The sequence below is a fragment of the Ruegeria sp. CE12 genome, assembly GCF_056537525.1.
Window position 1 is genome coordinate 17354 of record NZ_JBQFRS010000010.1, and the last position, 24410, is coordinate 41763.

The following is a 24410-nucleotide window of genomic DNA, read 5'->3' on the forward strand; positions in this document are numbered from 1 at the left end:
TCCGAGAACTCGAAGGACAGCAGCTTGGTGGGCAGTGGCTTGTTTGATAGCTTTATCGGCCCTTAGCCGACATTGAGTGTGATGTTCGGATGCTGCGTTAGCAGCTCACTTAGCTGACATTCGTCCACGGTGCAGCATTTCAATTGGAACCCAAGTCAGCACCGCAGACCTAAGTGGCCATCCACTATTGAAACTTGGATCAGCCTTTGGTTGACTGAAACACCAGCGGCTACGCATTTTAATGGGTTCGCAAATTAACCCCAAAATTGGATTTCTCAATGACAGGCACCGAAAGCGACGGCCAAACATATTCAGCTCCCATAATCGATACAAATCCGAAGATAGCAAATCTGGCACTTTCTTGGCGCACCCCGCAATATAGTGCCGAGGATGGGCTCGGCCCCATGGGTAGTATGCATGAAGCGGGCTCGTCGCTTGTTGCGATCAGCAAAGAAACCCCAGCAGGCACCACCGTCATCGGAAGCGGTGTAATGGTTGCCCGAGGACTGTTGCTGACGGCCACTCATGTTTTGGATGAGTTCAGAGGGTTAGGGTTTGGTCCGGTGTGTATGAGCTTTTTACCTAAGGGCCCTCGCGTATGGTTGCCATACGCGTCAACAACAGTGAGCGGCCAGAGCAAATATGATCCTAACCATAGCGTCGTCTCTGACATTTCCCTTGTTAGCTGCACCCTAAACTCGGATGCCATACCGGAGGAACCGCTCATGCTGACGCCCATGCGAGTGGCATTGCCGCTCATCGGGCAACGCCTCTGGGCCTTTGGTTTCCGTCATCAGGCCATTTCGGAAAATATCCCGTTAGTCACGCCCTTTGTATCTTCAGGTCGCGTGTCAGGGGCGTTTCCCTATGGGCGCGGCGAGCGCATGCCTTCGCCTTGCATCGAAGTAGACATGGACACACTCGGCGGAATGAGCGGTGGGCCGGTTTTGAATGATAAGGGCGAATTGATTGGAATCGTGTCATCATCCTGGGAAGGCGGGCCTTCCTATGTCACGTTAATCTGGGACGTGCTTAGAACAACAGTTGATACACCACCGGGTCTTTTTGAACGCTGTGAAGAAATCAGCTTGATAGGCGCGTCAAAGCTGCGGGCCGCGCGGGTTTTGGGCGAAGTTCAAAATAAGCCTTGGGGGGATGTGATTATTAAATTCTCCGAGGAAGAGAGCGACCTTTTTGAGCAATCGAAATCCTATTTTGCCAATGATGAAGCGCTTCCGAAGGACCCGCACAGGTTCACTTCAGCCAAAGTGGAAGGTTTTGCAGAGAGGTATGATGAACAACTTGAAGAATTCGTCGAGCAGGCAGCTGAAGCCGAACTCTTGGCACTTCCACTTGCAGCATGTTTGTCCTTCCTTAAAGCAGGCGACGTTCCGGCACGCTTTCTAGATAGTATTTCGCAGGTCACGGCGGAGGTGTTGGAGGGGCTCGAGGACTTTGAAATTATTTCCATCCGTGACGAGGGCAGCGGTCTCCTGAAATTGCGCTGCTATTTTCATCTTCGCACCGTTGCATGGACTGCCTCTATGCCCCAGCGGGCCTATGACACACTCGACAATTCGTTCAGCGATAGATTTATGTTGGCGCAGGGGCATGCAGACAATGTCGATTTGGAGCTTATACAACGATGCGTGTTTCAGGCAGAAATGAACTTTAAGCTTGCCACCGAAGCATTCAGTTCATTCAATCTCATTTGGCTTGGGGTGCGTCATCGGAAGAAATAGTAGTAAAGGGCAGTCCATAGCGCCGCAAACGAACGGTATCTGCCGCCTGCTCTACGTTCTGATGCGGCCCTTCGCAGTCATTCATTAGATCTACCAAATGCTGCCGCTGCATTCCCAACAACAGACGTTCATAACTCCGCCGAACTTCTCTTGCTTCTAAGTCGGTGTTGTCAGAAATAGCAGTTGGCGCGTGACTTTTGTGGCGAGGCTGAATAGCATCTACCCTATGTATGACCATTGGGAAGATAAGGTACGGCGCCCATCCACCAAGGCCCTATTTTGTGCAATTGTTAGGATGCTGGGTCCTTGGAACCGACATTTTCGAGCAAACTCATGAGAGACTTAGCGACAGAACCCAAGAAGGCTTACCGTCACCTCGGAAGTGAAAACGGTCAAGCCTTCATTGGTTTGGTGGCGGACTTTAGAGCGGCCATCTTTGCCGGGGATGTACCGATGGGTCCAATTTCGGCCACCAGAGTAGGAGACAGTTTCGAATTAGACTGGTTCGTATCGTCTGGTTGTACGCTGAAAACAGTGATAGCTGCACGCGGCGCCGGGGACGAAGCTTGGAAAGATTCTCATAGAATCCAACTAGAGGCTCTAAAGATTGGCGGGGAGATATTGACTTAATGTTTGAACCAGACTGGGCTTCCCCACCGGGTGACACGATCTCTCGACTGGCTACCGCAGGCAATCTGTCTGTGCACGACTTGGCCGAACGCATAGGGTTCGAAGAAGACGTGCTCTCTGGCATCATGGACGGCAGAACCCAAATTTGCGATGAGATTGCAGACGCACTATCCAACGAACTCGGTGCATCGCGCCAGTTCTGGATCGAGCGTTACAATCAATTTCTTGACGACAAAGAGCGCATTGCTGGTTCTGCTCAAACAGAGACGCTTTCCACATGGGGGCAGTCTTTTCCCGCCAAAGCATTGCGGCAACTAGGCTGGCTGCCGAAGGGCTCTCGCGGTGAGCGGTTATCCAAAGACATACTAGATTTTTTTGGGTGCGACAGCATCCAAGGTTGGAATGAGCGCTACTCATCTGGGATAGGCCAAGTTGCGTTTCGAACGTCTTTTGCGTTTGAAACTGATGAAATGGCAACATTGGCTTGGCTGCGCGTCGGTGAGGTTCAATCCGAAAGCTTGGCTCTCGCGAGGTTTTCTGCGAACGACTTCAAAAACCGTTTGCCTGAATTGAAGAAGTTGTGCGCACTCAAGCGCCCTGAGTTGTTCTTTCCAAAACTTCAGCAAGCTTGCGCCGAACACGGCGTTGGTCTTGTTAGTTCGAAGGCACCGACAGGTTGTCGAGCAAGCGGTGCCACTTGGACGTCGGCCAAGGGCAACCCTATTATTTTACTAAGTTTCCGATATCTGAGTGAGGACCATTTCTGGTTTACCTTTTTTCACGAAGCTGCGCACGTAGTTCTTCATGGCACTGACCACATTTCGGTAGATGGCAGCGACCCGTCGCCTTTAGGTGTGTCCGCAGTCGAAGATGAAGCTGATATTTTCGCTCAAGATGCGCTTGTCGCAGCTGATCTACGAGACGAGATGCTAAATGCCATACCGACTCGTCCACATGCACGTAGGATCGCGCGAAAAGCTGGGGTGACACCGGGCATTGTTGTCGGGCAGCTTCAGAAATCTGGGGCGCTCCAACCACACCAGTTTAACGATCTTAAGCGCCGGTACAAATGGAGCGACAACACAATACTTCCTGTCCTTTCTCAACCTCGGAAATACACGTAGGCATTCGGGCTTTTTTGCCAGTTGCAAAGGCTATCCTCGATCACTTGCTTGCCTACCCCGAGAATCTCGTCCAAGGCATCAACACGCGGCTCCAAGGCTCTGCCGGTGATATTGTGATCTCGGTTGTTAAAAAACAGTAGCCGTGCCCCAGCAAGCGGTCCTGTTGCCTTGTCCAAGTAGACGCTACCGGGTGTAATCGGAGCAAGCTGAAGTTTGCCGAGCATCGTAAGGAAGTCAAACCTGCCGAGGCGACCACCCCCAAACCCAAATACCCCCTTCATGGATTTGTAGAGAGCATCGAAAGCGGCCTGCGGCTCCTGACCCACACTTGCATGTGTCGCGATCATTCGTTCGCGAAAGCCACCGAGCTCGGATTGCCACTCATAGTATGTTCGAAACGTCTTGGCTATTGCGAGTGGTTTCTTGCTTTGGAATTTGCGGTGGTTAGAAAAACTACCGGAAATGCTGGCGTCGGCCAAGCCAGCAGAGTTCACGCCCAACATGTTTTCGAAGCCTGCCGGGTTCGCAGCATATTGAGCGAATGTCCAAACTGGTCCTGCACCGAACGATCCATAGACATTTGCAGCGAGCTTCCATTCGTCTACCGCATGTTTACCGAAATGAGTGAGGACGAATGTTATCCATACTGCTTCGTCCAACTGTCCACCTCGTTGAAAGTGAAGCGCCCCTCGTATTGGGTCGAAAATTCCAGAATGCGGATCACACCTGCCCGCGTTCACGGCACGCATCAACAACAAGTCAGTATATGAAATTCGGCGTAGGCTGGACACGATTTGTTGTGCCCAGCAACGTCTCCGCTGAGCACTCGCAATACTCGGAAGTGGACCAAATTGCGCTTCGATCTGGCCGATCTTTCCGAGAATTTCATCTATTCTGTCTTTGTGGATGCCGTTCATTTGCCGCCGCCTCAGCTCAAATTTTCAAATAGATCCCTAACGGGAGATTTTTTTCTTTCGAGCCTACCAAGGATGTAGATTCGATAGGTCGGTGAAATATCCTTCATGATATTCACAACTCTACGTAGCTCGGGCCTCTCGGTTCTGAGGCCATCTCCGCGTTTCTTCATTTCCTCAAACATCTTATGAATTCTGAAGAGTTCAATGAAATCTCGCCAGTATGCGTCAAGGTCAGTTGGAACAACGTAACCTATGTTGCCAGATCGAATTTCCTGCTCCGCTCTCTTTACCTTATCGATGCTCGGCCATGGGTTTCCTGATGGCATTTCAGGCATTGGCGAGAAATCATGGAAACCCTCTCTGTAGTATGCTTCGGCACCAGATGTCGAAGTGTTCGCTAGGCGATCCTCAGTTGCCTCACAGTCATGGTATAGGTGTAGGCTTGTTACAGAATGGGTGTACTTACCCAACCCAAAGCCAAGTTCACGAGCTGCAACCTCTTGAAGCATAGTGAATGTGAAGATGTCGTGCGGGAGGCCGAAGAATGCGTCATTGGAACGCATATGCGTGTGCATCATCAACTGCCCATTCCTAACCGCAAATTGAATGGTACAGGTGCAAGGCTTGTCGCCGTTCTTGGGCCTTGCATCGGAGTTGGCGTAAATTTGTATAAGTGCGTTGCGCGAGCCTTCTCGCTCACGCAAAGTACGGATCACCCGATCCCACTCGCTAACTCCGTCACGCTTTTCTAGTGCCCCTTTTCCAAAAATTCGCGGTCCGTAGGCCCCGTTTGCAGTGACTTCGTCTTTTATCAGTTTTGGATAATTGGGGATGTAGTGTTTGATGAAATCGACGCTATCACTGCCCGCTAGATACCAGAAAAACTCGCCAATTGGGCTAAAAGCTTTGGCCTTTGAAAATGATCGGCTTAGCCGCGCCCGCGGGTTTTTTAGTTCTAAGAGCGCGCCAAAAACCTCGGTGCTTCTTCCCTTGTTTGAGTCGACTTCAAAATTCCCACGCCCGTTGAGAAGCTGCTTGAAGACAGCCCTCATCAGATCATCTAGGCTGTCTTCGCTCGCGTGAAACAACTTCGCTCAACCTCACCTTTTGGTTGAATTTCGACGTTGTCTCGGGAAAGTTCAAGGGGTTAGCCGAGCGGTTTCCTGAACTTAATCCACAAGCGGCGCAACGGAGAAAACTATGACCGCAATTGAAATCAAGAAAATTATCGAGAGAGTGGAAGAGCTGAGGTCGTGGCGCCTAAACAATGTCTACTGCGAAATAAAGGAATGGGGTGATCGGCCAATCGAGTTCAAATCTGATCCTCGCGGGACCCAACTATTTTCAATAGAGGAAATGAAAAGATCATTCTGTAGGCGATTTATTGACTTAGCCGATTCAGCTGGCCGACTACTTGAGGAGAATAGGGTAGTAAGCGCGGCCATCCTTGCGAGAGCACAGATTGAGACTGTCGGCATGGCAGCCTTTTTTGTGCATGAGGTGTCTCGAATGACGCAGAAGGGCGACCTTGAAGCTTTTGAAGGGCGAGTTGCTCAGTTCCTCGGCGGACCGGTCGACGGCGGGGGCATCGCCAAGCGCGTTCACGTCATGGATGCTATGAGGCACCTCGACAAACTAGACCATACCTATGTTGAATACCTCTGGACCAAATATCCTGTAACGAAAGGTTTTTTTAACGCGTTAGACGAGGTCAAGTCATCAGGACTGGAAATCCAAGACCTTGTTAGCAGGATTTCTGCGATGAAGAACTATGACACGTTGAGCGAGTTCGTTCACCCAAATGCTCTGGGAACCTTTTTCATCTTTGGGCAACCTGAGGATAGAGGCCCAGACGAAGAAAAAGTAAGCGAGCTACTACGAAGGATGACTGGTGCAGCCACATGGCAAGGGCACCATATGATAACAGCCTTGAATGCCGCCGAGGGGTGGTCTGACGATTACTTTCAGCAGTTTGGGACCGAACGTCCGCTTTCTCCTTAATAAACTGTTCGCTTTGCACTCGCGGCCAAGGTCAGCTCTCCGCCGATTCTGTTGAAAAACAACGTGTTGCTGACGCAGAAAGTGATGCGCTGAACAGAGCGCGAGCGCCTTTCTGCTCAGGCTTTGCGAGTTTGCTGCGGTGCAGGAATGATCTTGGCCAATTTGCGGAGGTTTTGGGCGGTGGCGGCGAGGAGGAATTCGTCATTGGCACCACATGGTCCGCGTAATCGGAGCCGTCCCAGACCGAGGATGCGTTTGAGGTGGGCAAAGAGCATCTCGACCTTCTTTCTGAGTTTCATCGAGATGTCGTATTGGCGGGTTTTGGCGATCTCGCGGGCGACCTGGCGAGCGTCTTCGTGCTCTTCGCGGGTGATTTTGCGCGCATCGGCATTAGGGCAGCATTTGGCTTTTGATGGACAGGCCTGGCAAACGTCTTTCAGGGCGCGGTAGCGGGCCGTGCCCTTGTCAGTTGGCCCTCGGTTTGGGTCAGAATAGTTGCGGCGGAACTGCTTGAGTTCCTGGCCCTCAGGGCAAATGTACTGATCGTTTTCTGCATCCCACTCGAAGTCCGCCCGCGTCCAGGTGCCATCGTTGCGCCCGGGCTTGTCGAAGACCGGAATGTGCGGGGCGATGTTGCGGTCGACAAGCCAGCCCAAGAGCGGCCCGGTGCCATAGGCGGTGTCCGCGATCAGACGCTCCGGGTTTAGATCGAACTTCGCTTTCACGCGGTCCAGCATCGTCTTGGTCGATCCGACCTCTGCCTGCCGGATTGATCTGGTGCCTTCCACGTCGACTATCACCCCATGGTCGGTGTCGATCAGGTAGTTGTCGGAATAGCTGAAGAAAGCAGGACCTTTGCGGACTGCAGTCCATTGGCTGGCAGGGTCAGAATGCGAGGTGAACTTGGGCTGCACCTCGCTCGCAGCTCCGAAAGCCGCCTCATCCAGAGTGTCGAGATATTCGCGGACCGCGCGCGGCGCATCTTCTGGATCGATGGTTGATGCATCCCATTCTTCCTTTGGCGTTGAGTTTTGTTTGTTTGCATCGGCTTCGATCAAGCTGGCATCGATTGCCATGCGCTGACCGCTGACCAGACCTTCTTCGATGCACCGCGCGACAGTCGTTTCAAACAGATGACGCAGAAGCTCACTCTCCCGGAAACGCCCGTGTCGGTTCTTGGAAAACGTGGAATGATCCGGGATACGGTCGGTCAGATCGAGGCGGCAGAACCATCGATATGCCAGGTTCAGATGCACCTCTTCGCACAGCCGTCGCTCAGAGCGGATGCCGAAGCAATAGCCGACCAGCAGCATACGGATCAGCAGTTCAGGATCGACCGACGGACGACCAGTGTGGCTGTAGAAATCCGCGAGATGCACTCGAATGCTGCTCAAATCGACAAAGCGATCAATCGACCGAAGCAAGTGATCTTGGGGAACGTGGTTCTCCAATGAGAACTCATAGAACAGCGACGATTGCGCTTCCTGCCTCGGTCCCAACATCGCTCAATCCTCCCACCCATTGGAAGAATTGAATCAGCAGTTCATGCACCGATCAAGGGAGAGTTTTTCAACAAAATAAGCCCATTTTTGCAGTGAACAACTGGACTTTGGACCGTTCGGAAGCGGTACTGACGACGGTCAAGATTCGCCCGGAACAGCCGGGCTCCACTTAGTACAGGGCACAGGATCAGCCTGTGTCCGCCAAGTGGAGATATCAATGACAACTTCATCTGATACAGAAATCAAAACATCGCCCTCCAAACCTGCCCGAAACAACCTGACGCGTCAGCAACAGTTGCAGAAACTGCTGTCCCGCAAGTCTGGTGCCACGATTGCGCAGATTCAGAAGGCGTTTGGCTGGCAACCGCATTCCGCGCGTGCAGCGATTTCGATGATGCGCAAGGCGGGACATACTGTTGAGCGATCAGGATTTGACAAAGGTTCGGTCTATCGGATCGTGAAGGAGGTTTGATCGCCATGGATGCCACTCGCGCGGATCGTGACCTTGCGAAGGTATTCTGTGACATTGAACACTTGGATCGCCCCGGGTGCCTTGATCGATGGCGGGAAGTGTTCGGTCGGCCCCCACCAAAATACCTGTCTCCACAGTTCATGAAGCGAGTGTTGATCTGGGAACTACAGAACCGGGAACTGGGCGGGTTGTCTGCGAAGACAGAACGCCGACTGCATCAAATCGCGTTGGGAAAAACACCGCCAGCTACTCTGAAACCGGGATCCCATCTGGTGCGGGAATGGAACGGACGCACCTATCAGGTTGAAGTGGTCGAGGGCGGTTTCGTTATGGATAGCAAAACGTGGCGCTCCCTGTCAGCCATTGCAAAACACATCACCGGAGCGCACTGGTCAGGTCCACGCTTCTTCGGGGTTCAGTGATGCGACGTATCCGCTGCGCCATCTACACGAGGAAAAGCTCGGAGGAGGGGCTGGAGCAGGACTTCAATTCGCTGGATGCCCAGCGGGAAGCCTGCGAATCTTATGTTGCCAGCCAAAAGCACGAGGGTTGGGAACTTCTGCCGGATTACTATGACGATGGCGGTATCTCGGGCGGTCATCTTGACCGCCCGGCGCTGCAGGGGCTGATGCAGGCTGTAGATGATAATCGTGTTGATCAGATTGTAGTCTACAAGATCGACCGGCTGACGCGTTCGCTTGCTGACTTCGCAAAGCTGGTCGAACGCCTTGATGCGGCAGATGCGTCTTTCGTGTCTGTTACCCAGTCCTTCAATACGTCTACCAGTATGGGGCGCCTGACACTCAACGTGTTGCTCAGTTTTGCTCAGTTTGAACGGGAAGTCACCGCTGAACGCATCCGTGACAAGATCGCAGCCTCGAAACGCAAGGGTCTGTGGATGGGCGGGAATGTTCCACTCGGGTATCAGGCGGATGGCCGAACGTTGAAAATCGATGAAGAAGAAGCTGAGATCATCAGGGCGCTCTACGATCTCTATCTGGAGCATCAGACCATTCTTGATGTGAAAGAGCAGGCGGAGGCACTGGAGCTCCGATCGCGAAGACGGGAACGCCCGGGCGGACGCGTGACAGGTGGTAAGCCATTTGACCGGGGACACATCCATCATTTGCTTAGCAATCCTATCTATGCCGGCCGCATCCGACATAAGGGTCAGGTCTTTGAGGGGCAGCACCCTGCCATCATCGACCCGGAAGTGTGGGAGCAGGTGCAGCAGCTGTTGACGGATGGGGCGGCAAGGGAGCGCGGAGTAAAGCAGAAAGCAAAGCGGTCCCTATTGGCAGGAAAGCTTTTTGATGAAATCGGAGATCGGCTGACGCCCAGCCATAGCCAGAAGAACGGCAAGCGGTTGCGTTACTACATCTCCTCGCGCCTGGTGACTGAGCGCAGTCAGAAGCATCCGGATGCGTGGCGACTGCCGGCAGAACAGCTTGAAAGCGTATTGGCCGAAGTGGTCAGACAACATCTGAGCCGACCGAATGCGGTGGCATCAATGGCAAGGGACTTGTCAGCGGTTGAAATTGCTTCGGCAGCGGAGCATCTCAGAGATTGCCAGTCCGTCAGGAAGTGCCTCGGCCTGATTGCACGGGCAGATCTGCAACAGGGGTCACTGACCGTGCTGCTGGATCTCCAGTCACTGGCTCAAATGATCGCCTGCAGAGCAGATCAGGTCGATGCCGAAGAACTAACGATCGAAGCGCCTTTCGGGATGCGCCGCCGAGGTGTTGAGCTGAAACTGCATCTTGGAGATGCACCTCCTGAGGTCGATCAAACACTTGTCCTTAACATCCTCAAGGCGCGTCGATGGCTGGTGATGATCATTGGTGGCAGAACGTTTTCTGAAATCGCAGAAGAAGAAGGTACTTCCAAACGCCGTGTTCAGGATGTGATCGATCTGGCAATGCTGGCGCCTGATGTGCTGGAGGCCATCGCTGCAGGTGAACAGCCTGACGGCCTGACCACGGATTACCTGATCAAGTCCGGCTTCGCGGCCATCTGGTCAGATCAGCACAAACAGTTCGCTGCGCTCTGATCAACAGACTCTCCCAAAGTCACCAAACTCGTACCGCCGGAATCGCGAACTGAGACTGCGGCCCGAAATCGACCTCTATTGCACATAAACTCGGGTCTCAGCTGGAATAACCGAATGATAACCTGCTGAAAACACGCGGTAATAGGCGACCAAATATTCAGTGCGTGATTTTAAGGAAAATCATGGCTGGGGTGGTAGGATTCGAACCTACGATACACGGTACCAAAAACCGCTGCCTTACCACTTGGCTACACCCCATCGGTGAGCGGCTATCTACGATTGTTGTCTGAGGGGTGCAAGAGCTTTCCTGTAAAAAAGTGTGGTGATCTGAAATTATTTTTAGGACGGTTCAGATTGTCTCGATCAGTACCGCCCCAGAGCGTTTTCCAGCTTCGACCGCCTGATGAGCCAGGGCGCAATCCTCTAAAGAATATACGCCCTGAATAGGACAATGCAGTGCATTTGCCGCGAGTGCTTTGTTCAGTCTTAGAGCCGCCGCCGCGCGAACTTCAGAAGTCAACCAGTATACCAGTACCATTTCCAGCGTTACTGATTTGAACATCAGGGGATAGAAGGGCAGCTTAGGGGACATTTCCTGAGCTGAGCCAAAGGCATTGATCCGCCCGTTTTCGGCAACGACCGCTGTGTTGGTTTCAACATTCTGGCCAAATTCGACATCGACGATTCGATTGACCAGCTGACCGTTATTCGCAGCAATGATTTGCTCGGGTAGGTCCGGCGCATTGTAGTCAAGTACGATATCCGCACCGGCATCTTTGACCCGATCGAAATTGCGCGGACTGGCGGTCGAGATGACTCGTGCGCCGCCCCATTTCGCCAGTTGGACGGCGAGAAAGCCGACGGTGCCTGCGCCGCCGTGGATTAGTAGGGTCTGTCCTTCGATTTCACCTCCTGAAAACACTGTGTGACTGGCAGTCAGCCCCGGGATTCCAAGTATCGCACCTGTTTGTAGCGAGACCGGGTCGGGTAGATCGACCACCTGTTCAGCAGGCAATGTGATTTGTGTGGCTGCGGTTCCGAATGCACGTTGCCACTGGCCATTCCAGATCCAGACGCGCTGTCCGATGCGAGAGTTGTCGACGCCGTCACCAACCGCTGAGATTATGCCGGAGCCGTCGCTATGGGGGACAACAACCGGAAAAGGAGGCTTGGTGACGCCCGGTCGCGCACCAGCACGGGCTTTGACATCCGAGGGGTTCACACCGGAGTATGCAAGATCAACGGTCACTTCACCGGGGGCCGGAGAACGAGCCTCAATCTCCTGAACGTTCAGGACGTCTGCTGCCGGGCCAAATGCGGTGTATGTGACGGCTTTCATGAATTCCTCATCCCTTGTGTCGTGACGTTCACTCTACTGTCGGAACAATTGGATGCTAGTCTTTGCGCTATCAGGGAGGGAAAATTATGAAAACGCTGCGCACACCAGATGAATGCTTTGCAGGTTTGCCCGATTACGATTTTGCCCCGAACTACATTCAAATTGATGACACCGAAGGTGGCAGTTTGAGGGTGCACTATCTGGATGAAGGGTCTGATGAGGCTGCCCCGGTTCTGCTCATGCATGGAGAGCCCAGCTGGTCCTATCTATATCGCCACATGGTCCCTCATATCGTGAGCGATGGCCATCGCGTGATTGCCCCGGATTTGGTTGGTTTCGGTAAGTCGGACAAGCCCACACAGCGCAGCGACTATACCTATGAGCGCCACGTGTTCTGGATGGGTGAGGTGCTGCGCAAACTGGATCTGCAGGGCATAACTCTGGTTTGTCAGGATTGGGGTGGTTTGATCGGGCTGCGCCTGTGGGCTGAGATGCCAGAACGATTTGCGCGTGTGGTTGTTGCGAACACAGCATTACCGACCGGCGATCAGCCGTTGGGAGAAGCTTTTGCCGCATGGCGCCAGTTCAGTCAGGACGTACCGGATTTTCGCGCAGGGCGGATCGTGTTTGGTGGCACAGTATCAAAACTGACGGATGCAGAGGTTGCTGCATATGATGCACCATTTCCTGACGATACCTTCAAAGCCGGTGCACGGCAGTTTCCCATGTTGGTTCCTGATCGGCCGGATGATCCTTCGGCTGAACCGAACCGAAAGGCCTGGAGCGTCATTCGATCTTTGCAAACGCCGATCCTGACGGCATTTGGTGCAGACGACAAGATAATGGCTGGAATTGACCAGGTGTTTCAAAAACTGTGTCCGGGGGCCGAGGGACAGCCACATGTTGTATTGTCGAACGCCGGACATTTTCTTCAGGAAGATGTCGGTCCGGAGCTGGCTAAACTCGCCTGCGATTTTATTCGAAGAACGCGGTGAGCGACCCAGATGCGAGTGCTTTTCAGTTGCATCGATTTGGGTGTAATATTATGTAAATTAACAATAAAATACTCTCCTGCTGTTGTGTTCGATGTCCGGAACGCCTAGCTGTTTAGTAGACGATAACCTGTCATGTAGGAGCGGCAGATGAAAATGAATGCGAAAGTCGCAGAAGCGCTGAATATTCAAATCAACAACGAGCTTCATGCATCTTACACTTACCTCGCAATGGCAGCCTATTTCGAGGCGCAGGACTTGCCCGGTTTCGCCCAATGGTTCAGAGGGCATTCTGCTGAAGAGGGCGAGCACGCAATGCGGATTTTTGACTTCATCGCAAAGCGAGGCGGGCGCATCGAGCTGGATGGAATTTCCAAGCCACAAACCGACTACGCGTCTCCGGTTGAAGCATTGGAACATGCGCTGGCGAATGAAATAACCGTGACCGGTCAGATCAACGCGCTGTTTGAACTGGCGCATGAGGTCAAGGAATACAGCACTCAGAACATGCTGAACTGGTTTCTTGCCGAGCAAATCGAAGAAGAAGATCTGTTTACGTCAATCCTCGACCGGGTAAAGGCGGCCAATGGTGATCGTTGGAATCTGCTTTTGCTTGATCAGGAATTGGGAAAGCGTGGCAGCGAAGAATAGCGACTAAAATGGCGGCGTCACAAAGGCGCCGTCTTCATTCGCGGATTTCAGCCGCATCAACGCCCCAAAGGTTGGCCTTTAGTGTCCAGCCGCGATAGCCACCCGCGGAAACCCGGCACCAATCGATTGAGCAGGTTCCCAAGCGTGCCACAACTCCGGTCTCGAAATGGGCGTTGATCTGGGATTTCGTATCCGGGCTGGCATAGACAGGCAGCATGTCGGATTCGATCAGAACAGTGCGGACGCCGGACAGCAGCGCATAGTGAACCCACCCCCCTGCGCCATCACGGTCCTGAACCTTACGCCAGTTCCCATATTCGGCCGTGATCTGCAGGGGCATTCCGCGCCGTTTGAAAACCCAATCGATTCTGTGGGTCAGTGACGGCCCCCGACGCACGTTGCCTTCTGCGGCTTTCATCGAGACAAACCGTGGCAAAGGCAGATTGGTGACAGGACCACGCTTTTCTTCCGCGTTGGCGGCAAATGTGCCGAACGCGACAATAAATGCGGTCAGGGCCGCCAAACCTTGGCGTTTCACCGAAAAAATAGCACTCACTGCTGGCCTGCTCTTATGCCTGTTTATTGTGTTTCGAAAAAAGGTTGCGTCAATGCACGTGGGGTTCTTGTGCCCCGCCTGTTCCTGCGCCACGATGCCATGGCGCGCGACTGTTTGCAAAGCAGTAGGAGGGCTGAGGTGCCAAGAGAACGTCTGAGTGTTGTCGTTACGCGACGGTTGCCGGAAGCGGTGGAAACTCGCCTGAGCGAACTTTTTGATGTTCGGTTGCGGGATAATGACACGCCCATGACCCGAGAAGAGCTCGTCTCTGCCGTGCAGGAAGCGGATGTGCTGGTTCCGACAGTGACCGATACGATCGATGGTGGCTTGCTGGGGCAGGCGGGTGAAAATCTGCGGCTGATCGCCAATTACGGGGCAGGGGTCGACAATATCGATGTCGCAACTGCGCGCCAACGTGGGATTTTGGTTTCGAACACCCCGGGTGTTTTGACTGACGATACTGCCGATATGACAATGGCGTTGATCTTGGCCGTGACGCGCCGCATTCCCGAAGGTCTTGGCGTTATGCAAAAGGGCGACTGGTCCGGATGGGCACCTACCGCTCTGCTTGGCGGCAGAATTGGCGGTCGTCGTCTGGGGATTTTGGGCATGGGAAGGATCGGGCAGGCTGTGGCTCGTCGTGCCAAGGCGTTTGGTATGCAGGTGCATTACCACAATCGTCGCAGATTGCGCCCCGAGGTTGAGGAAGAGCTGGAAGCGACCTACTGGGACAGTCTCGATCAGATGGTCGCACGAATGGATGTGATCTCGGTCAATTGTCCGTCGACGCCATCAACCTTTCATTTGATGAACGCACGCAGGCTCAAGCTGATGAAGCCGTCGGCTGTCATTGTGAATACGTCACGCGGCGAAGTGGTGGATGAAAACGCCCTGACGCGCATGATCCGCGCGGGTGAGATCGCCGGAGCAGGGCTGGACGTCTACGAGCATGGGACCAATGTGAACCCACGTTTGCGCCAGCTGCCAAATGTCGTGCTGCTGCCCCATATGGGTTCGGCCACGCTGGAGGGGCGGATTGAGATGGGTGAGAAGGTCATCATCAACATCAAAACCTTCGAAGATGGCCACCGACCGCCGGATCAGGTTGTGCCTTCGATGATATGAATTTTTCGCCCGGTCTCGTTCAACGATGAGGCCGGGTTTTTTCATGTGGCGGAAATTTGCCTTCGCACGCGCGCATTGCATCTTATGGTTGTGACGCTTCGTCGGGGCATACACTGTTGAAAGCAAAAATTGAATTGGAGGAAATCATGCGTTTCAGTCGACTTTCATTTCTACTCCTCTCAGCGGCGGTAATTTCCGCACCTGCAATCGCTCAGGAAACTGCTGATGCCGTCGCGCCCGAAGGTGCGTCCGAAGGACAGGTTCAAGCCTTGACCGAAGAAGTTATTGCAGCGCTCGAGGCAAAGGCAGCTGGTGAACCAGTTACATCCGAGAACTGGATGGTTGCGGCCGCAAACCCATTGGCCGTCGAAGCCGGGGCAAAGGTATTGCGTGCAGGTGGCACCGCAGCAGATGCAATGGTCGCGGTACAGGTCGTGTTGGGGCTGGTTGAGCCACAATCCTCGGGTCTTGGGGGTGGGGCATTTCTGGTCTGGTATGATGCTGCGAGTGGCGAGCTGACGACGCTGGATGGGCGTGAAACCGCTCCGCTGGCGGCGACTCCGACCTTGTTTCAGGACGAAAACGGAGAGCCGCTGAAATTTTTTGACGCCGTAGTTGGCGGGCTCTCGGTCGGCACGCCAGGCACACCTGCCTTGATGGAAACGGCGCATCGTCAATGGGGACGCAGCCCTTGGCCTTCGCTGTTCGATGATGGCATTCGGCTAGCGGATGAGGGCTTCCTTGTTTCACCACGTTTGGCAAGTCTGGTCGAGAACGATGCCGAGCGCCTGTCACGTTTTCCGGTGACCGCTGAGTATTTCTTGCCCGGCGGCGAACCCCTCTCGCAGGGGCAGCGCCTGATGAACCCGGCTTACGCCGAGACCCTTCGCACTTTGGCTGCCGAAGGCAGTGCTGGTTTCTATGGTGGAGACATCGCGTCTGACATCGTAAGCACTGTGCGAAACGCACCGGGAAATCCCGGCGTGCTTTCTGGCGTCGATTTGGCGCTTTATCAAGTTATCGAACGCGAGCCCGTTTGCGCCGAATACCGTGAGTTCGATGTCTGTGGCATGGGCCCCCCTTCGTCAGGCGCCTTGACCGTTGGACAGATACTTGGGATGCTCAACAACTATGACTTGTCCGCGATGGGTCCAGACAGTCACGAGGCTTGGCGCCTGATCGGAGATGCCTCTCGTCTCGCCTTTGCCGACCGTGGCCGATACATGGCTGACAGTGATTTTGTTCCCATGCCGACAGACGGGTTAGTGGATTCGGAGTATCTGGCAGAGCGGGCCGCATTGTTGAAAGACAACGCGGCGTTATCCAAGGTTGCCCCGGGAAACCCTGAATTCGACCATGCGTCGAACTGGGCCGACGATATCTCGTTGGAGCTGCCATCAACCTCGCATATCTCGATCGTGGATTCCTATGGCAACGTCCTTTCAATGACGACGACGATTGAAAACGGATTTGGCTCACGGCTCATGACCAACGGTTTTCTGCTGAACAACGAACTGACCGATTTTTCGTTCAAGACACATAGAGACGGTGTTCCAATTGCGAACCGGCTGGAGCCGGGCAAGCGCCCAAGATCTTCGATGAGCCCAACCATTGTGATGAAGGATGGTGCACCAGTGTTGGCCATTGGATCGCCGGGTGGCAGCCGCATAATTGGCTATGTCGCCAAGTCGATCATCGCCTGGGCGGATTGGGGTATGAATGTCCAGCAGGCCTTGTCGCACCCCCATCTGGTAAATCGTTTCGGAACTTACGATGTCGAAGTGGGAACTGCGGCCGAAGGTTATTCAGATGTGCTGACTGAACTGGGTTTCGAGGTCAACGCACGCGACCTGACCTCGGGCCTTCACGCCATTGAGATCTCAGATGGACTGAAAGGGGCCGCTGACCACAGGCGCGAAGGTATCGCGCTGGGCGAATAAAGCATCCGGATTTGTGGGTATTGCCCCAACCATGCGGGCCTTTTAGTCATGTGCTGAATGGCCCGTAAGTTCGGGTAGGGGAGGATGTCATGGTGCAAGCCACTGCTATGCCACGCAACGAGTCCGGAATTGAAACGGCCGTTGGTATTCTGAAGCAAAGGTTTGGGGATCGCTTGCAAACCGGCGCAGCCATCCGGGAACAGCATGGCCACACCACAACATGGATCGAAAATCAAAGCCCGGATGCGGTGGTGTTTCCGCACTCGACTGAAGAAGTTTCTGAAATCGTCAAAACCTGTGCCGCGCACAAGGTGCCGGTCATTCCATTCGGGACAGGTACATCGCTGGAGGGGCATGTTAATGCGCCCGCGGGTGGCGTATCGATTGATTTGAGCCAAATGAACAAGGTGCTGGCCGTCAACGCCAGCGATCTTGATTGTGTCGTCCAGCCCGGTGTAACGCGCGAAGATCTGAATACGCATTTGCGTGATCAGGGCTTGTTTTTCCCCATTGATCCCGGAGCGAATGCATCGCTGGGTGGAATGGCCGCGACCCGCGCATCAGGCACCAATGCGGTGCGCTATGGAACGATGAAAGACAACATCCTTAGCCTGGAAGCCGTCATGCCGGATGGGCAGATCATACGGACGGGTCAAAGGGCCAAGAAGTCATCGGCAGGATATGACCTGACCCGACTTCTGATCGGGGCCGAAGGTACGCTTGGGATCATCACTGAACTCACTTTGCGTCTGCAGGGCATTCCAGAAGCGATCAGTTCGGCCCGTTGTTCATTCCCAACCGTCGATACCGCCTGTCAGGCGGTTATGATGACGATCCAATACGGTATTCCGGTCGCGAGAATTGAACTGCTTGACGAAATGTCAGTCCGGGCAGCGAATGCATATTCCGGTCTGGATCTGCCCGAAACTCCGTTGCTACTGCTCGAGTTTCATGGGTCTGAGACGGGCGCCGCTGAACAAGCTGCAACCTTTGGTCAAATTGCCGAAGAGTTTGGCGGTACAGATTTCGCCTCAACCACGACCACTGAGGAACGCAACAAACTGTGGCAGGCGCGTCACGACATGTACTGGGCCTGCTTACAACTGCGCCCGGGCGCCCGCGGAATTTCCACGGATGTCTGTGTTCCAATCTCGCGACTGGCAGAATGCGTGACCGCCGCACAGGATAAGGCAGAAGAGCTTGGTTTGCTTGCACCAATTGTCGGGCATGTTGGGGATGGAAATTTTCATACTTTGCTGCTGATCGACATGGACAACGCGGACGAAGTTGCCAAGGCTGACCAGTTCGTCGGCTGGCTGAACGATCTGGCCATTTCGATGGAAGGCACCTGCACAGGCGAGCACGGTATCGGTCAGGGCAAACGCCCTTACCTGGTCAAGGAGCTGGGAGCAGCCACTGACTACATGGTGGCCATCAAAGCAGCTCTGGACCCCAACAATATAATGAACCCTGGGAAGATTCTGTAGCTTCGACAGCACCGCTTCAGCTTTTGGCAGCCGCCCGGCGATGGGGCAAGGTGGCGCAATAGAGATAGCCGCAGGTCGGTTTTGATCTTTTTTGCGTCGGCTGGACATGGCGCTGAAGCCTGTCCTTGGGCATAAACCTTGCCAAACAGACTCAATCCGGAGAGCGGGCAAATGAAAACCCAAGTCAAAGCACTTGTCGTTGGCGGTGGCGCCGTCGGAACCTCGATTGCGTATCATCTGGCCAAGGCTGGCTGGGACGATGTGATGCTGATCGAGCGGGACGAGCTGACCTCGGGCTCGACCTGGCACGCGGCAGGCCTGTTGCCGTTGTTCAACATGTCCTATGCGACGACCCACATTCACAAATACTCGGTCGATTTCTACAAGACGCTCGAGGAAGAAACTGGTCTGAACGCGGGTTTCGCCGTCGTTGGCAACCTGCGGATGGCGCAGACGCAAGAGCGTATGGACGAATACATGCTCTATGCGTCCACCGCCGAGACCTGCGACGTTGCCTATGAATGGCTGACGCCTGAGCAGATCAAGGAACGCTGGCCGCTGATCGAGACATCGGACCTGAAGGGCGCGATCTACCACACCGAGGACGGCTACATTAACCCTGCCGACGTGACACAGGCGATGGCCAAAGGAGCCCGTCAGCGCGGTGTCGATATCGTGCGCAAGATGCAGGCCGATGCCTTCCACTGGAACGGCACCCACTGGGAAGTCACCTGCACCAAGATGGTCGAGAAGGGCGGCAACCTCGTTCCGTCAGATGAGCAGGTGGTCATCACGGCTGAGCATGTTGTGACTGCATCGGGCAACCACGCACAGCGCACCGCCAAAATGCTGGGCATCAAAATGCCCGCGATTCCGGTAGAACACACCTTCATCGTCATGGACAAAGACCCTGAGCTGGTCAAATGGCGGGAAGCTGGAAACCCGGAACACCCCGTTGTCCGCGATGCTGACAACGAATCTTACGCGCGTGAAGAACGCGGCGGCTGGATTCTGGGCATCTACGAACATGGCGCACCCGCGCAGTTCGAACATGGTGTGCCGGACAGCTTCCGTGCAGACCTGTTCCCGTTGGATCTGGACCGGATCGCGGATCAGTACATGGCGATGGCCGAGCGTGTGCCGTCCTGTGCCGAGTCCGGTCTGAAAGACGATTTCAACGGCCCGATCTGCTACACCCCCGACGGCAACCCGCTGGTTGGCCCCGCACCCGGTCTGCGCAACATGTGGCTGGCCGAGGGCTTCAGCTTCGGCATCACCGCCGCAGGCGGCACCGGCTATTATCTGGCGCAGATGATGGTCGACGGCGAAGCCGAGATCGACATGGCGTCGCTGGACCCCAAGCGGTATTCGTCCAACTGGATGACCACCGAGTTCGCGGCGCGCAAGAACGAAGAATGCTACGAACACGTCTACATCCTGCACCACCCGGATGAAGAGCGTGAAGCATGCCGTCCACTGCGTACTGTTCCGGCTTATGACCGGCAGAAAGCCCGTGGCGCTCAGTTCGGCTGGGTCAACGGCTGGGAACGTCCGAACTACTTCGGACCACTGGACGCTCCGGACAACTTTGACAAGGAAAGCCGTTCGTTCCGCCGTGGTGGCTGGTGGCAGTATGCTGTCGAAGAAGCCAAGGCGATCCGCGAAGGCGTTGGCCTGATCGATGCGTCGGCCTTTACCAAGCATGTCGTCAAAGGCCCCGGTGCGACCCAGTTCCTGGATTGGTTCACCTGCAACAAGCTGCCCAAGGTCGGACGCATCAACCTGACCTACGCGCTGACCTCGCACGGCACCACCCGCACCGAATACACCATCGTTCGCAACGGCGAGAACAACTACTACATCGTCTCTGCCGGTGCCTGGACCGAGTACGACGCCGACTATCTGCGTAAGGCGGCTGAGGACAAAATGGAGGAGTTCGGTTACATCGAGATCCAGGACGTGACCACTCAGTGGGGCGTCTTCGCCATAGCTGGGCCTAAGTCGCGTGACGTTCTGAAAGAGGTCATCAAAGACGCCGATCCGGAAACCGCATTGTCCAACAAGCGTTTCCCGTGGTTGTCGGCCCGTCAGATCGAGCTGGGCATGTGCCCGGTCAACGCGATCCGCGTGGCCTATACCGGTGAGCTGGGTTGGGAACTGCACCACCCGATCGAGATGCAGAACTACCTGTTCGATCTGCTGGAAAAGGCGGGTGAGAAACACGGTATGAAGCTGGTCGGTGCGCGCGCTCAGAACTGGCTGCGTCAGGAGAAATCCTATCGCGCCTTCGGCACCGAACTGGGCCGCGACGCGACCCCGCTGGAAGCCGACCTGCCGCGCTTTGTCGACCTGTCCAAGGATTTCTACGGCAAGGCTAAGCTGGAAGAGACCGGCGTGCGCGTGAAGTGCTGTACCCTGCTGATCGACGGTCCGGACGATGCCGATCCGTGGGGCCGTGAGGCGCTCTACACACCGGAAGGTGAGCGCGTGGGTCGTCTGACCTCGGGCGGCTACTCGGTGGCGTTCGAGAAATCCATTGGCATGGGTTACGTGAAGCCCGAAATGGCGGTCGAAGGCACCAAGCTGCAAGTCAAGATTCAGGATAAATTGTGGGACGCGGTCGTCACCTGCGACAGCCCCTACGATCCGAAAAACGAAACCATCCGCAAGGACGGTTGATCATTCAAAGGCCCCGGGAAAGTCCGGGGCCTTTTCCTTTAGAGCCTGCTAAGCGGTCAATTCATCGTAGCATTCCAGCGCCTTAGCAGCGTACATCATCGACGGGCCACCTCCCATTTGAATGGCCATCGCCAGCACATCCGAGAATTCATCGCGTGCAGCCCCCGCTTTGATCAGCGCTTCAGTGTGTAGTGAAATGCAAGGCTCGCAGCGAACGGCAATCGACATGCCCAGAGCAATGAACTCCTTGGTTTTGTAGTCCAGTGCTCCACCTTCTTTGACTGATTTGCCGAGCGCCCCAAACGCACGTGCGGTGTCGGGTATGGCGCCATTGAGATTGCGCAACCCTTTACGCGTGTCCGAGAGTTTATCCTGCCAGTTCATTCTGCGGCCCTTTCAAAACATAATGTAAATGGAATATGTTTTGGGGTGACCGAGCTGACTTTGATCTCGATCAGATGTCCGGCTTTTCAACAACGAATGCCAGATTGTTGGCAGGCATTTCAGTGATTTGGATCAGCTTCAGGCCATTGGCTCGAAGTAGCTCAAGAATTTCGCTGTCATCTTTGTAGCCGATTTCCGGGTCTTGCTGAGTGAGGGCTTCGTGAAACCGTTTGTCACCGTCGCTGGTCAACTCGCCAGAGCGCATAAACGGCCCGTAAAGAACAATGCGACCAGCCACATTAAGGGACCGAGCGGCTTCGGCGATTAGTGCTTCAGTCTCGGGCCGACTGATAAGGTGCAGAAGGTTGATCAGAATGATCAGGTCCTTTCTACCAAAATCTCTATGCCACCCCAATGCGGTCGCATTCAGCTCCACTGCGGTCGAAACGTTCGGCAAAGCAGCGGTATAGGCATCGATGCTAGCCCGGCGTTGGGGGTCGATTTCGCTGGGTTGCCACCGCAGGCCTGGCAAGCACCGGGCAAAACTTGCAACATGTTGGCCAGTACCACTGGCGAGCTCCAACGCGGTGCCAGAAGGTGGCGCAACGTGTTGCAGCAAATCGCAAATTGCTTGGGTATTGCGGCTTGCTGCTGGGGCGACAAGCCGACCCTCTGTGTCTTCGCTAGCCACACTTGCATTGGGTGGAAGCTGTCGTTTGATCATTGGCGCAACCTTTCTGGGCTCAGCTCGGCAATAGTCTGGGCGGGCAGATCCGGTTCCGCTCCGATCGTCAGATCAGCTACTAGCTTCGAGGCGGCAGGGGCCGTTTGAAATCCATATCCGCCCTGACCCGCGGACCAGATAAACGAGGGATCAGCAGGATCTGGTCCCAATACCAAGGTCCCGTCCGGGGAAAAGCTGCGCAGTCCGGCCCAATTGACCTCGACCCGGGTAACAGGTTCTGTGACCATCTCTTCGTAGCGGGCCATTCCTTCGGCCAGAACCATATCATCCGCGTAGGCATCTTGTGGCGCGACGGGTTCCGCCTCGGCAGGGGAAACCAACAGTTTTCCGGCATCTGGCTTGGCGTACCATGTTTCCCCGACACCCAGCATCATTGGCCAACCGCCGACATCGAGCCCACCGGGCGCGGGTATACGGGCCATTGACCTGCGACAGGGGATAATTCCAATCGGCGGTACGCCTGCCATGTTCGCGATTTCGTCGACCCACGCACCAGCGGCATTAACAATGTTCCGGGCCTCAAAACTCTGCTGAGCCTCTACATGCCACAGCTCATCTTTTCGGATACCGATGACCTTTTGACGCGTGAGAACGCTACCACCATTGTGGCGAATGGTACGTGCAAAATCCTGCAGCACGCGATCAGTGTCGATGTCAAAAGCACCTTCGCTGATTGCAGTGTACCCTACAGTTTCCATATTCAGGATGGGTATGCGCGACAAGGCATCCTGAAGGGGGATTGCCCGCATGCGCAAACTGGCCACATCGTCGGAGAACTGATCCTTTTGATCTTTCCCTCCGACCAGCATAAGACCGCGTGGTGTCAGATAGTCGCCGGAGAAAAAGAACTCTGCACTGGCTTTGTTCAGCTCAACAACCGATGGCGGTCCATACCCTTCTTCGAACAATGCAGCCGAGCGTCCGGATGCATGGTACCCAAGTGCGTCTTCCGCCTCGAGCACCGTAACTGATCCATGCGCTGACAAGCGCGCGCCAGCGCTTAGACCGGCGATGCCCCCCCCGATTACTAGGAAATCAATCATGATTGTTCTTCTAAGCGGTCGGTTGCAGGTGGTGGAGTAAGGCTGAGGGCTGTGATCCGATCGTACAGTTCCTCGGGCATTGTCCAGTTCAATGCGGCCAGAGATGGGGCGAGTTGCTCAGTATTTCTCGCCGAAATGATTGGCATTGGCTCAAATGGGCTCGCCGCAACCCATGCAACAGCCAAGGTCGCGGGGTCCTGGCCGACCTCGCTTGCCAGATCGCGCAATGCTTCAGCAGTTTTAGACATCCAGTCGGCCCCGTATCGGGCCGCATATCTGTTGTCCTCGGCCAGCCGCCCTTGACCACCCGCTGCATATTTTCCGGTCAGCAAACCGCCCCCAAGGGGTGAATAGGCTGCGACCGCGATACCCTGATCTGCACACATCGGCAGGATTTCGACCTCTGCCTGGCGCTTGACCAGATTGTACATCGGCTGCAGCACATCAATTGTCAGATCAAACTCGGCCGCAACTCGGACAGCTTTCATCACCTGCCACGCAGCGAAATTTGACAGGCCAACGTAACGGATTTTGCCCTCCTGCTTTAGTCGGGCAAAACAAGACATGGTTTCTGAAAGATCAGTTTCAGGATCGAACCGATGAAGATAAAGCAGGTCGACCATGTCCTGATCCAGCCGTTTGCGCGAGATATCGAACTGCTTCTCGATGTTCTCAGCGCCTGCACCACCGCTGTAGCCTGCTTTGGTGGCAATCAGCAGTGCCTCTCTGTCATTGGCAATCATACTGCCCAACAGCGTCTCGGATACGCCGTCGGTATAGACATGTGCGGTATCAAAATGGGTGATACCCGCTGTGCGACATGCATCATACATCGCGTTGCTATGCGCTGCATCGGCACGGCCGCCAAATTGCATGGTGCCAAAGGCAAATCGGCTTACTGCGGTTCCATCAAGAGAAGTAAGAATAGAGGTCATTCGCGCGCCTTAATGAGATTGGGGATTCCGTTGAGGATTTGTCAAAGTGTCTGGCCAAACTTTAAGCAGGCTTGAATTTATGCATCAACCCATCCA

21 protein-coding genes and 1 tRNA gene are annotated in these 24410 nt (G+C 54.7%); 12 read left to right on the forward strand and 10 right to left on the reverse strand.

Going from position 1 to position 24410, the window contains the following annotated elements:
- Positions 1–278 precede the first annotated feature (278 nt).
- Both ACR0IO_RS18665 and ACR0IO_RS18670 read left to right on the forward strand, forming a co-directional pair.
- The gene (locus tag ACR0IO_RS18665; protein ID WP_480743572.1) at positions 279–1742 is read left to right on the forward strand and encodes a S1 family peptidase; all 1464 of its coding nucleotides are present in this window, start codon (positions 279–281) and stop codon (positions 1740–1742) included.
- Positions 1743–2371: 629 nt separating this feature from the next.
- Positions 2372–3496, forward strand: a complete 1125-nt coding sequence (locus ACR0IO_RS18670; RefSeq protein ID WP_480743574.1) for an ImmA/IrrE family metallo-endopeptidase — start codon at positions 2372–2374, stop codon at positions 3494–3496.
- Here the strand turns inward: ACR0IO_RS18670 and ACR0IO_RS18675 are convergent.
- Positions 3475–4413, reverse strand: coding sequence for an alpha-glutamyl/putrescinyl thymine pyrophosphorylase clade 3 protein (locus ACR0IO_RS18675; RefSeq protein ID WP_480743576.1), 939 nt, complete (start codon positions 4411–4413; stop codon positions 3475–3477). The genes ACR0IO_RS18670 and ACR0IO_RS18675 overlap by 22 nt on opposite strands.
- Positions 4414–4424: 11 nt before the next feature.
- Positions 4425–5465, reverse strand: coding sequence for a thymidylate synthase (locus tag ACR0IO_RS18680; RefSeq protein ID WP_480743578.1), 1041 nt, complete (start codon positions 5463–5465; stop codon positions 4425–4427).
- 148 nt (positions 5466–5613) lie between these two features.
- Here ACR0IO_RS18680 and ACR0IO_RS18685 point away from each other — a divergent pair, with 148 nt between their 5' ends.
- Entirely contained in the window at positions 5614–6414 is an 801-nt protein-coding gene (locus ACR0IO_RS18685; protein WP_480743580.1) for a hypothetical protein, read from the forward strand.
- A 116-nt stretch (positions 6415–6530) separates the two neighbouring features.
- On the opposite strand, the gene ACR0IO_RS18690 is transcribed toward ACR0IO_RS18685, so the two are convergent.
- Positions 6531–7916: an IS1182 family transposase gene (locus ACR0IO_RS18690; protein ID WP_480743582.1), complete on the reverse strand. Its 1386-nt coding sequence runs from the start codon at positions 7914–7916 to the stop codon at positions 6531–6533.
- Positions 7917–8133: 217 nt separating this feature from the next.
- Here ACR0IO_RS18690 and ACR0IO_RS18695 point away from each other — a divergent pair, with 217 nt between their 5' ends.
- Genes ACR0IO_RS18695 through ACR0IO_RS18705 form a run of 3 tightly spaced genes read left to right on the forward strand, consistent with a single transcriptional unit; the run spans position 8134 to position 10438 of the window.
- On the forward strand, positions 8134–8388 hold the full coding sequence (locus tag ACR0IO_RS18695; RefSeq protein ID WP_480743584.1) for a DUF3489 domain-containing protein: 255 nt from the start codon (positions 8134–8136) through the stop codon (positions 8386–8388).
- Positions 8389–8393: 5 nt separating this feature from the next.
- A complete protein-coding gene (locus tag ACR0IO_RS18700; RefSeq protein WP_480743586.1) occupies positions 8394–8810 on the forward strand; it encodes a DUF2924 domain-containing protein in 417 nt (138 codons plus the stop codon).
- The gene (locus ACR0IO_RS18705) at positions 8810–10438 is read left to right on the forward strand and encodes a recombinase family protein (RefSeq protein WP_480743589.1); all 1629 of its coding nucleotides are present in this window, start codon (positions 8810–8812) and stop codon (positions 10436–10438) included. The genes ACR0IO_RS18700 and ACR0IO_RS18705 overlap by 1 nt, the downstream gene beginning before the upstream one ends.
- A gap of 183 nt (positions 10439–10621) precedes the next feature.
- On the opposite strand, the gene ACR0IO_RS18710 is transcribed toward ACR0IO_RS18705, so the two are convergent.
- Positions 10622–10696: transfer RNA gene (locus ACR0IO_RS18710), tRNA-Gln, on the reverse strand.
- A gap of 91 nt (positions 10697–10787) precedes the next feature.
- Positions 10788–11777, reverse strand: coding sequence for an NADPH:quinone reductase (locus ACR0IO_RS18715; protein WP_480743591.1), 990 nt, complete (start codon positions 11775–11777; stop codon positions 10788–10790).
- 86 nt (positions 11778–11863) lie between these two features.
- Here ACR0IO_RS18715 and ACR0IO_RS18720 point away from each other — a divergent pair, with 86 nt between their 5' ends.
- Positions 11864–12772 carry a haloalkane dehalogenase gene (locus ACR0IO_RS18720; RefSeq protein ID WP_480743593.1) on the forward strand — a complete coding sequence of 303 codons (909 nt, stop codon included), beginning with the start codon at positions 11864–11866 and terminating at the stop codon, positions 12770–12772.
- A 147-nt stretch (positions 12773–12919) separates the two neighbouring features.
- Positions 12920–13420, forward strand: coding sequence for a ferritin (locus tag ACR0IO_RS18725; RefSeq protein WP_155148046.1), 501 nt, complete (start codon positions 12920–12922; stop codon positions 13418–13420).
- A gap of 34 nt (positions 13421–13454) precedes the next feature.
- On the opposite strand, the gene ACR0IO_RS18730 is transcribed toward ACR0IO_RS18725, so the two are convergent.
- Entirely contained in the window at positions 13455–13976 is a 522-nt protein-coding gene (locus ACR0IO_RS18730; RefSeq protein WP_209016277.1) for an SH3 domain-containing protein, read from the reverse strand.
- A 138-nt stretch (positions 13977–14114) separates the two neighbouring features.
- Here ACR0IO_RS18730 and ACR0IO_RS18735 point away from each other — a divergent pair, with 138 nt between their 5' ends.
- The 4 genes from ACR0IO_RS18735 (at position 14115) to ACR0IO_RS18750 (ending at position 21207) form a co-directional block, all read left to right on the forward strand.
- The gene (locus ACR0IO_RS18735; RefSeq protein WP_170335475.1) at positions 14115–15101 is read left to right on the forward strand and encodes a 2-hydroxyacid dehydrogenase; all 987 of its coding nucleotides are present in this window, start codon (positions 14115–14117) and stop codon (positions 15099–15101) included.
- A gap of 146 nt (positions 15102–15247) precedes the next feature.
- A complete protein-coding gene (gene ggt / locus ACR0IO_RS18740; RefSeq protein ID WP_480743598.1) occupies positions 15248–17041 on the forward strand; it encodes a gamma-glutamyltransferase in 1794 nt (597 codons plus the stop codon).
- Between the two features lie 89 nt (positions 17042–17130).
- Positions 17131–18528, forward strand: coding sequence for an FAD-binding oxidoreductase (locus tag ACR0IO_RS18745; protein ID WP_480743600.1), 1398 nt, complete (start codon positions 17131–17133; stop codon positions 18526–18528).
- Between the two features lie 171 nt (positions 18529–18699).
- A complete protein-coding gene (locus ACR0IO_RS18750; RefSeq protein WP_480743602.1) occupies positions 18700–21207 on the forward strand; it encodes a GcvT family protein in 2508 nt (835 codons plus the stop codon).
- 48 nt (positions 21208–21255) lie between these two features.
- On the opposite strand, the gene ACR0IO_RS18755 is transcribed toward ACR0IO_RS18750, so the two are convergent.
- From ACR0IO_RS18755 to ACR0IO_RS18770, 4 genes are all read right to left on the reverse strand, one after another.
- Complete coding sequence (locus ACR0IO_RS18755) at positions 21256–21591, reverse strand: carboxymuconolactone decarboxylase family protein (RefSeq protein WP_480743604.1); 336 nt, start codon at positions 21589–21591, stop codon at positions 21256–21258.
- A 70-nt stretch (positions 21592–21661) separates the two neighbouring features.
- A complete protein-coding gene (locus ACR0IO_RS18760; RefSeq protein WP_480743606.1) occupies positions 21662–22315 on the reverse strand; it encodes a DUF938 domain-containing protein in 654 nt (217 codons plus the stop codon).
- Entirely contained in the window at positions 22312–23379 is a 1068-nt protein-coding gene (locus ACR0IO_RS18765) for an NAD(P)/FAD-dependent oxidoreductase (protein WP_480743609.1), read from the reverse strand. The genes ACR0IO_RS18760 and ACR0IO_RS18765 overlap by 4 nt, the downstream gene beginning before the upstream one ends.
- Complete coding sequence (locus ACR0IO_RS18770) at positions 23376–24314, reverse strand: aldo/keto reductase (protein ID WP_480743611.1); 939 nt, start codon at positions 24312–24314, stop codon at positions 23376–23378. Before ACR0IO_RS18770 ends, ACR0IO_RS18765 begins: the two co-directional genes overlap by 4 nt.
- Positions 24315–24410: the final 96 nt, after the last annotated feature.

Bases quoted from the DNA above. Each gene is read 5' to 3' on its own strand.
- ACR0IO_RS18725 (WP_155148046.1), top strand. From the start codon at position 12,920: ATGAAAATGAATGCGAAAGTCGCAGAAGCGCTGAATATTCAAATCAAC.
- ACR0IO_RS18765 (WP_480743609.1), bottom strand. From the start codon at position 23,379: ATGATTGATTTCCTAGTAATCGGGGGGGGCATCGCCGGTCTAAGCGCT.
- ACR0IO_RS18705 (WP_480743589.1), top strand. From the start codon at position 8,810: ATGCGACGTATCCGCTGCGCCATCTACACGAGGAAAAGCTCGGAGGAG.
- ACR0IO_RS18685 (WP_480743580.1), top strand. From the start codon at position 5,614: ATGACCGCAATTGAAATCAAGAAAATTATCGAGAGAGTGGAAGAGCTG.
- ACR0IO_RS18695 (WP_480743584.1), top strand. From the start codon at position 8,134: ATGACAACTTCATCTGATACAGAAATCAAAACATCGCCCTCCAAACCT.
- ACR0IO_RS18720 (WP_480743593.1), top strand. From the start codon at position 11,864: ATGAAAACGCTGCGCACACCAGATGAATGCTTTGCAGGTTTGCCCGAT.
- ACR0IO_RS18665 (WP_480743572.1), top strand. From the start codon at position 279: ATGACAGGCACCGAAAGCGACGGCCAAACATATTCAGCTCCCATAATC.
- ACR0IO_RS18690 (WP_480743582.1), bottom strand. From the start codon at position 7,916: ATGTTGGGACCGAGGCAGGAAGCGCAATCGTCGCTGTTCTATGAGTTC.
- ACR0IO_RS18770 (WP_480743611.1), bottom strand. From the start codon at position 24,314: ATGACCTCTATTCTTACTTCTCTTGATGGAACCGCAGTAAGCCGATTT.
- ACR0IO_RS18745 (WP_480743600.1), top strand. From the start codon at position 17,131: ATGGTGCAAGCCACTGCTATGCCACGCAACGAGTCCGGAATTGAAACG.
- ACR0IO_RS18670 (WP_480743574.1), top strand. From the start codon at position 2,372: ATGTTTGAACCAGACTGGGCTTCCCCACCGGGTGACACGATCTCTCGA.
- ACR0IO_RS18760 (WP_480743606.1), bottom strand. From the start codon at position 22,315: ATGATCAAACGACAGCTTCCACCCAATGCAAGTGTGGCTAGCGAAGAC.
- ACR0IO_RS18755 (WP_480743604.1), bottom strand. From the start codon at position 21,591: ATGAACTGGCAGGATAAACTCTCGGACACGCGTAAAGGGTTGCGCAAT.
- ACR0IO_RS18715 (WP_480743591.1), bottom strand. From the start codon at position 11,777: ATGAAAGCCGTCACATACACCGCATTTGGCCCGGCAGCAGACGTCCTG.
- ACR0IO_RS18700 (WP_480743586.1), top strand. From the start codon at position 8,394: ATGGATGCCACTCGCGCGGATCGTGACCTTGCGAAGGTATTCTGTGAC.
- ggt (WP_480743598.1), top strand. From the start codon at position 15,248: ATGCGTTTCAGTCGACTTTCATTTCTACTCCTCTCAGCGGCGGTAATT.
- ACR0IO_RS18750 (WP_480743602.1), top strand. From the start codon at position 18,700: ATGAAAACCCAAGTCAAAGCACTTGTCGTTGGCGGTGGCGCCGTCGGA.
- ACR0IO_RS18675 (WP_480743576.1), bottom strand. From the start codon at position 4,413: ATGAACGGCATCCACAAAGACAGAATAGATGAAATTCTCGGAAAGATC.
- ACR0IO_RS18680 (WP_480743578.1), bottom strand. From the start codon at position 5,465: ATGAGGGCTGTCTTCAAGCAGCTTCTCAACGGGCGTGGGAATTTTGAA.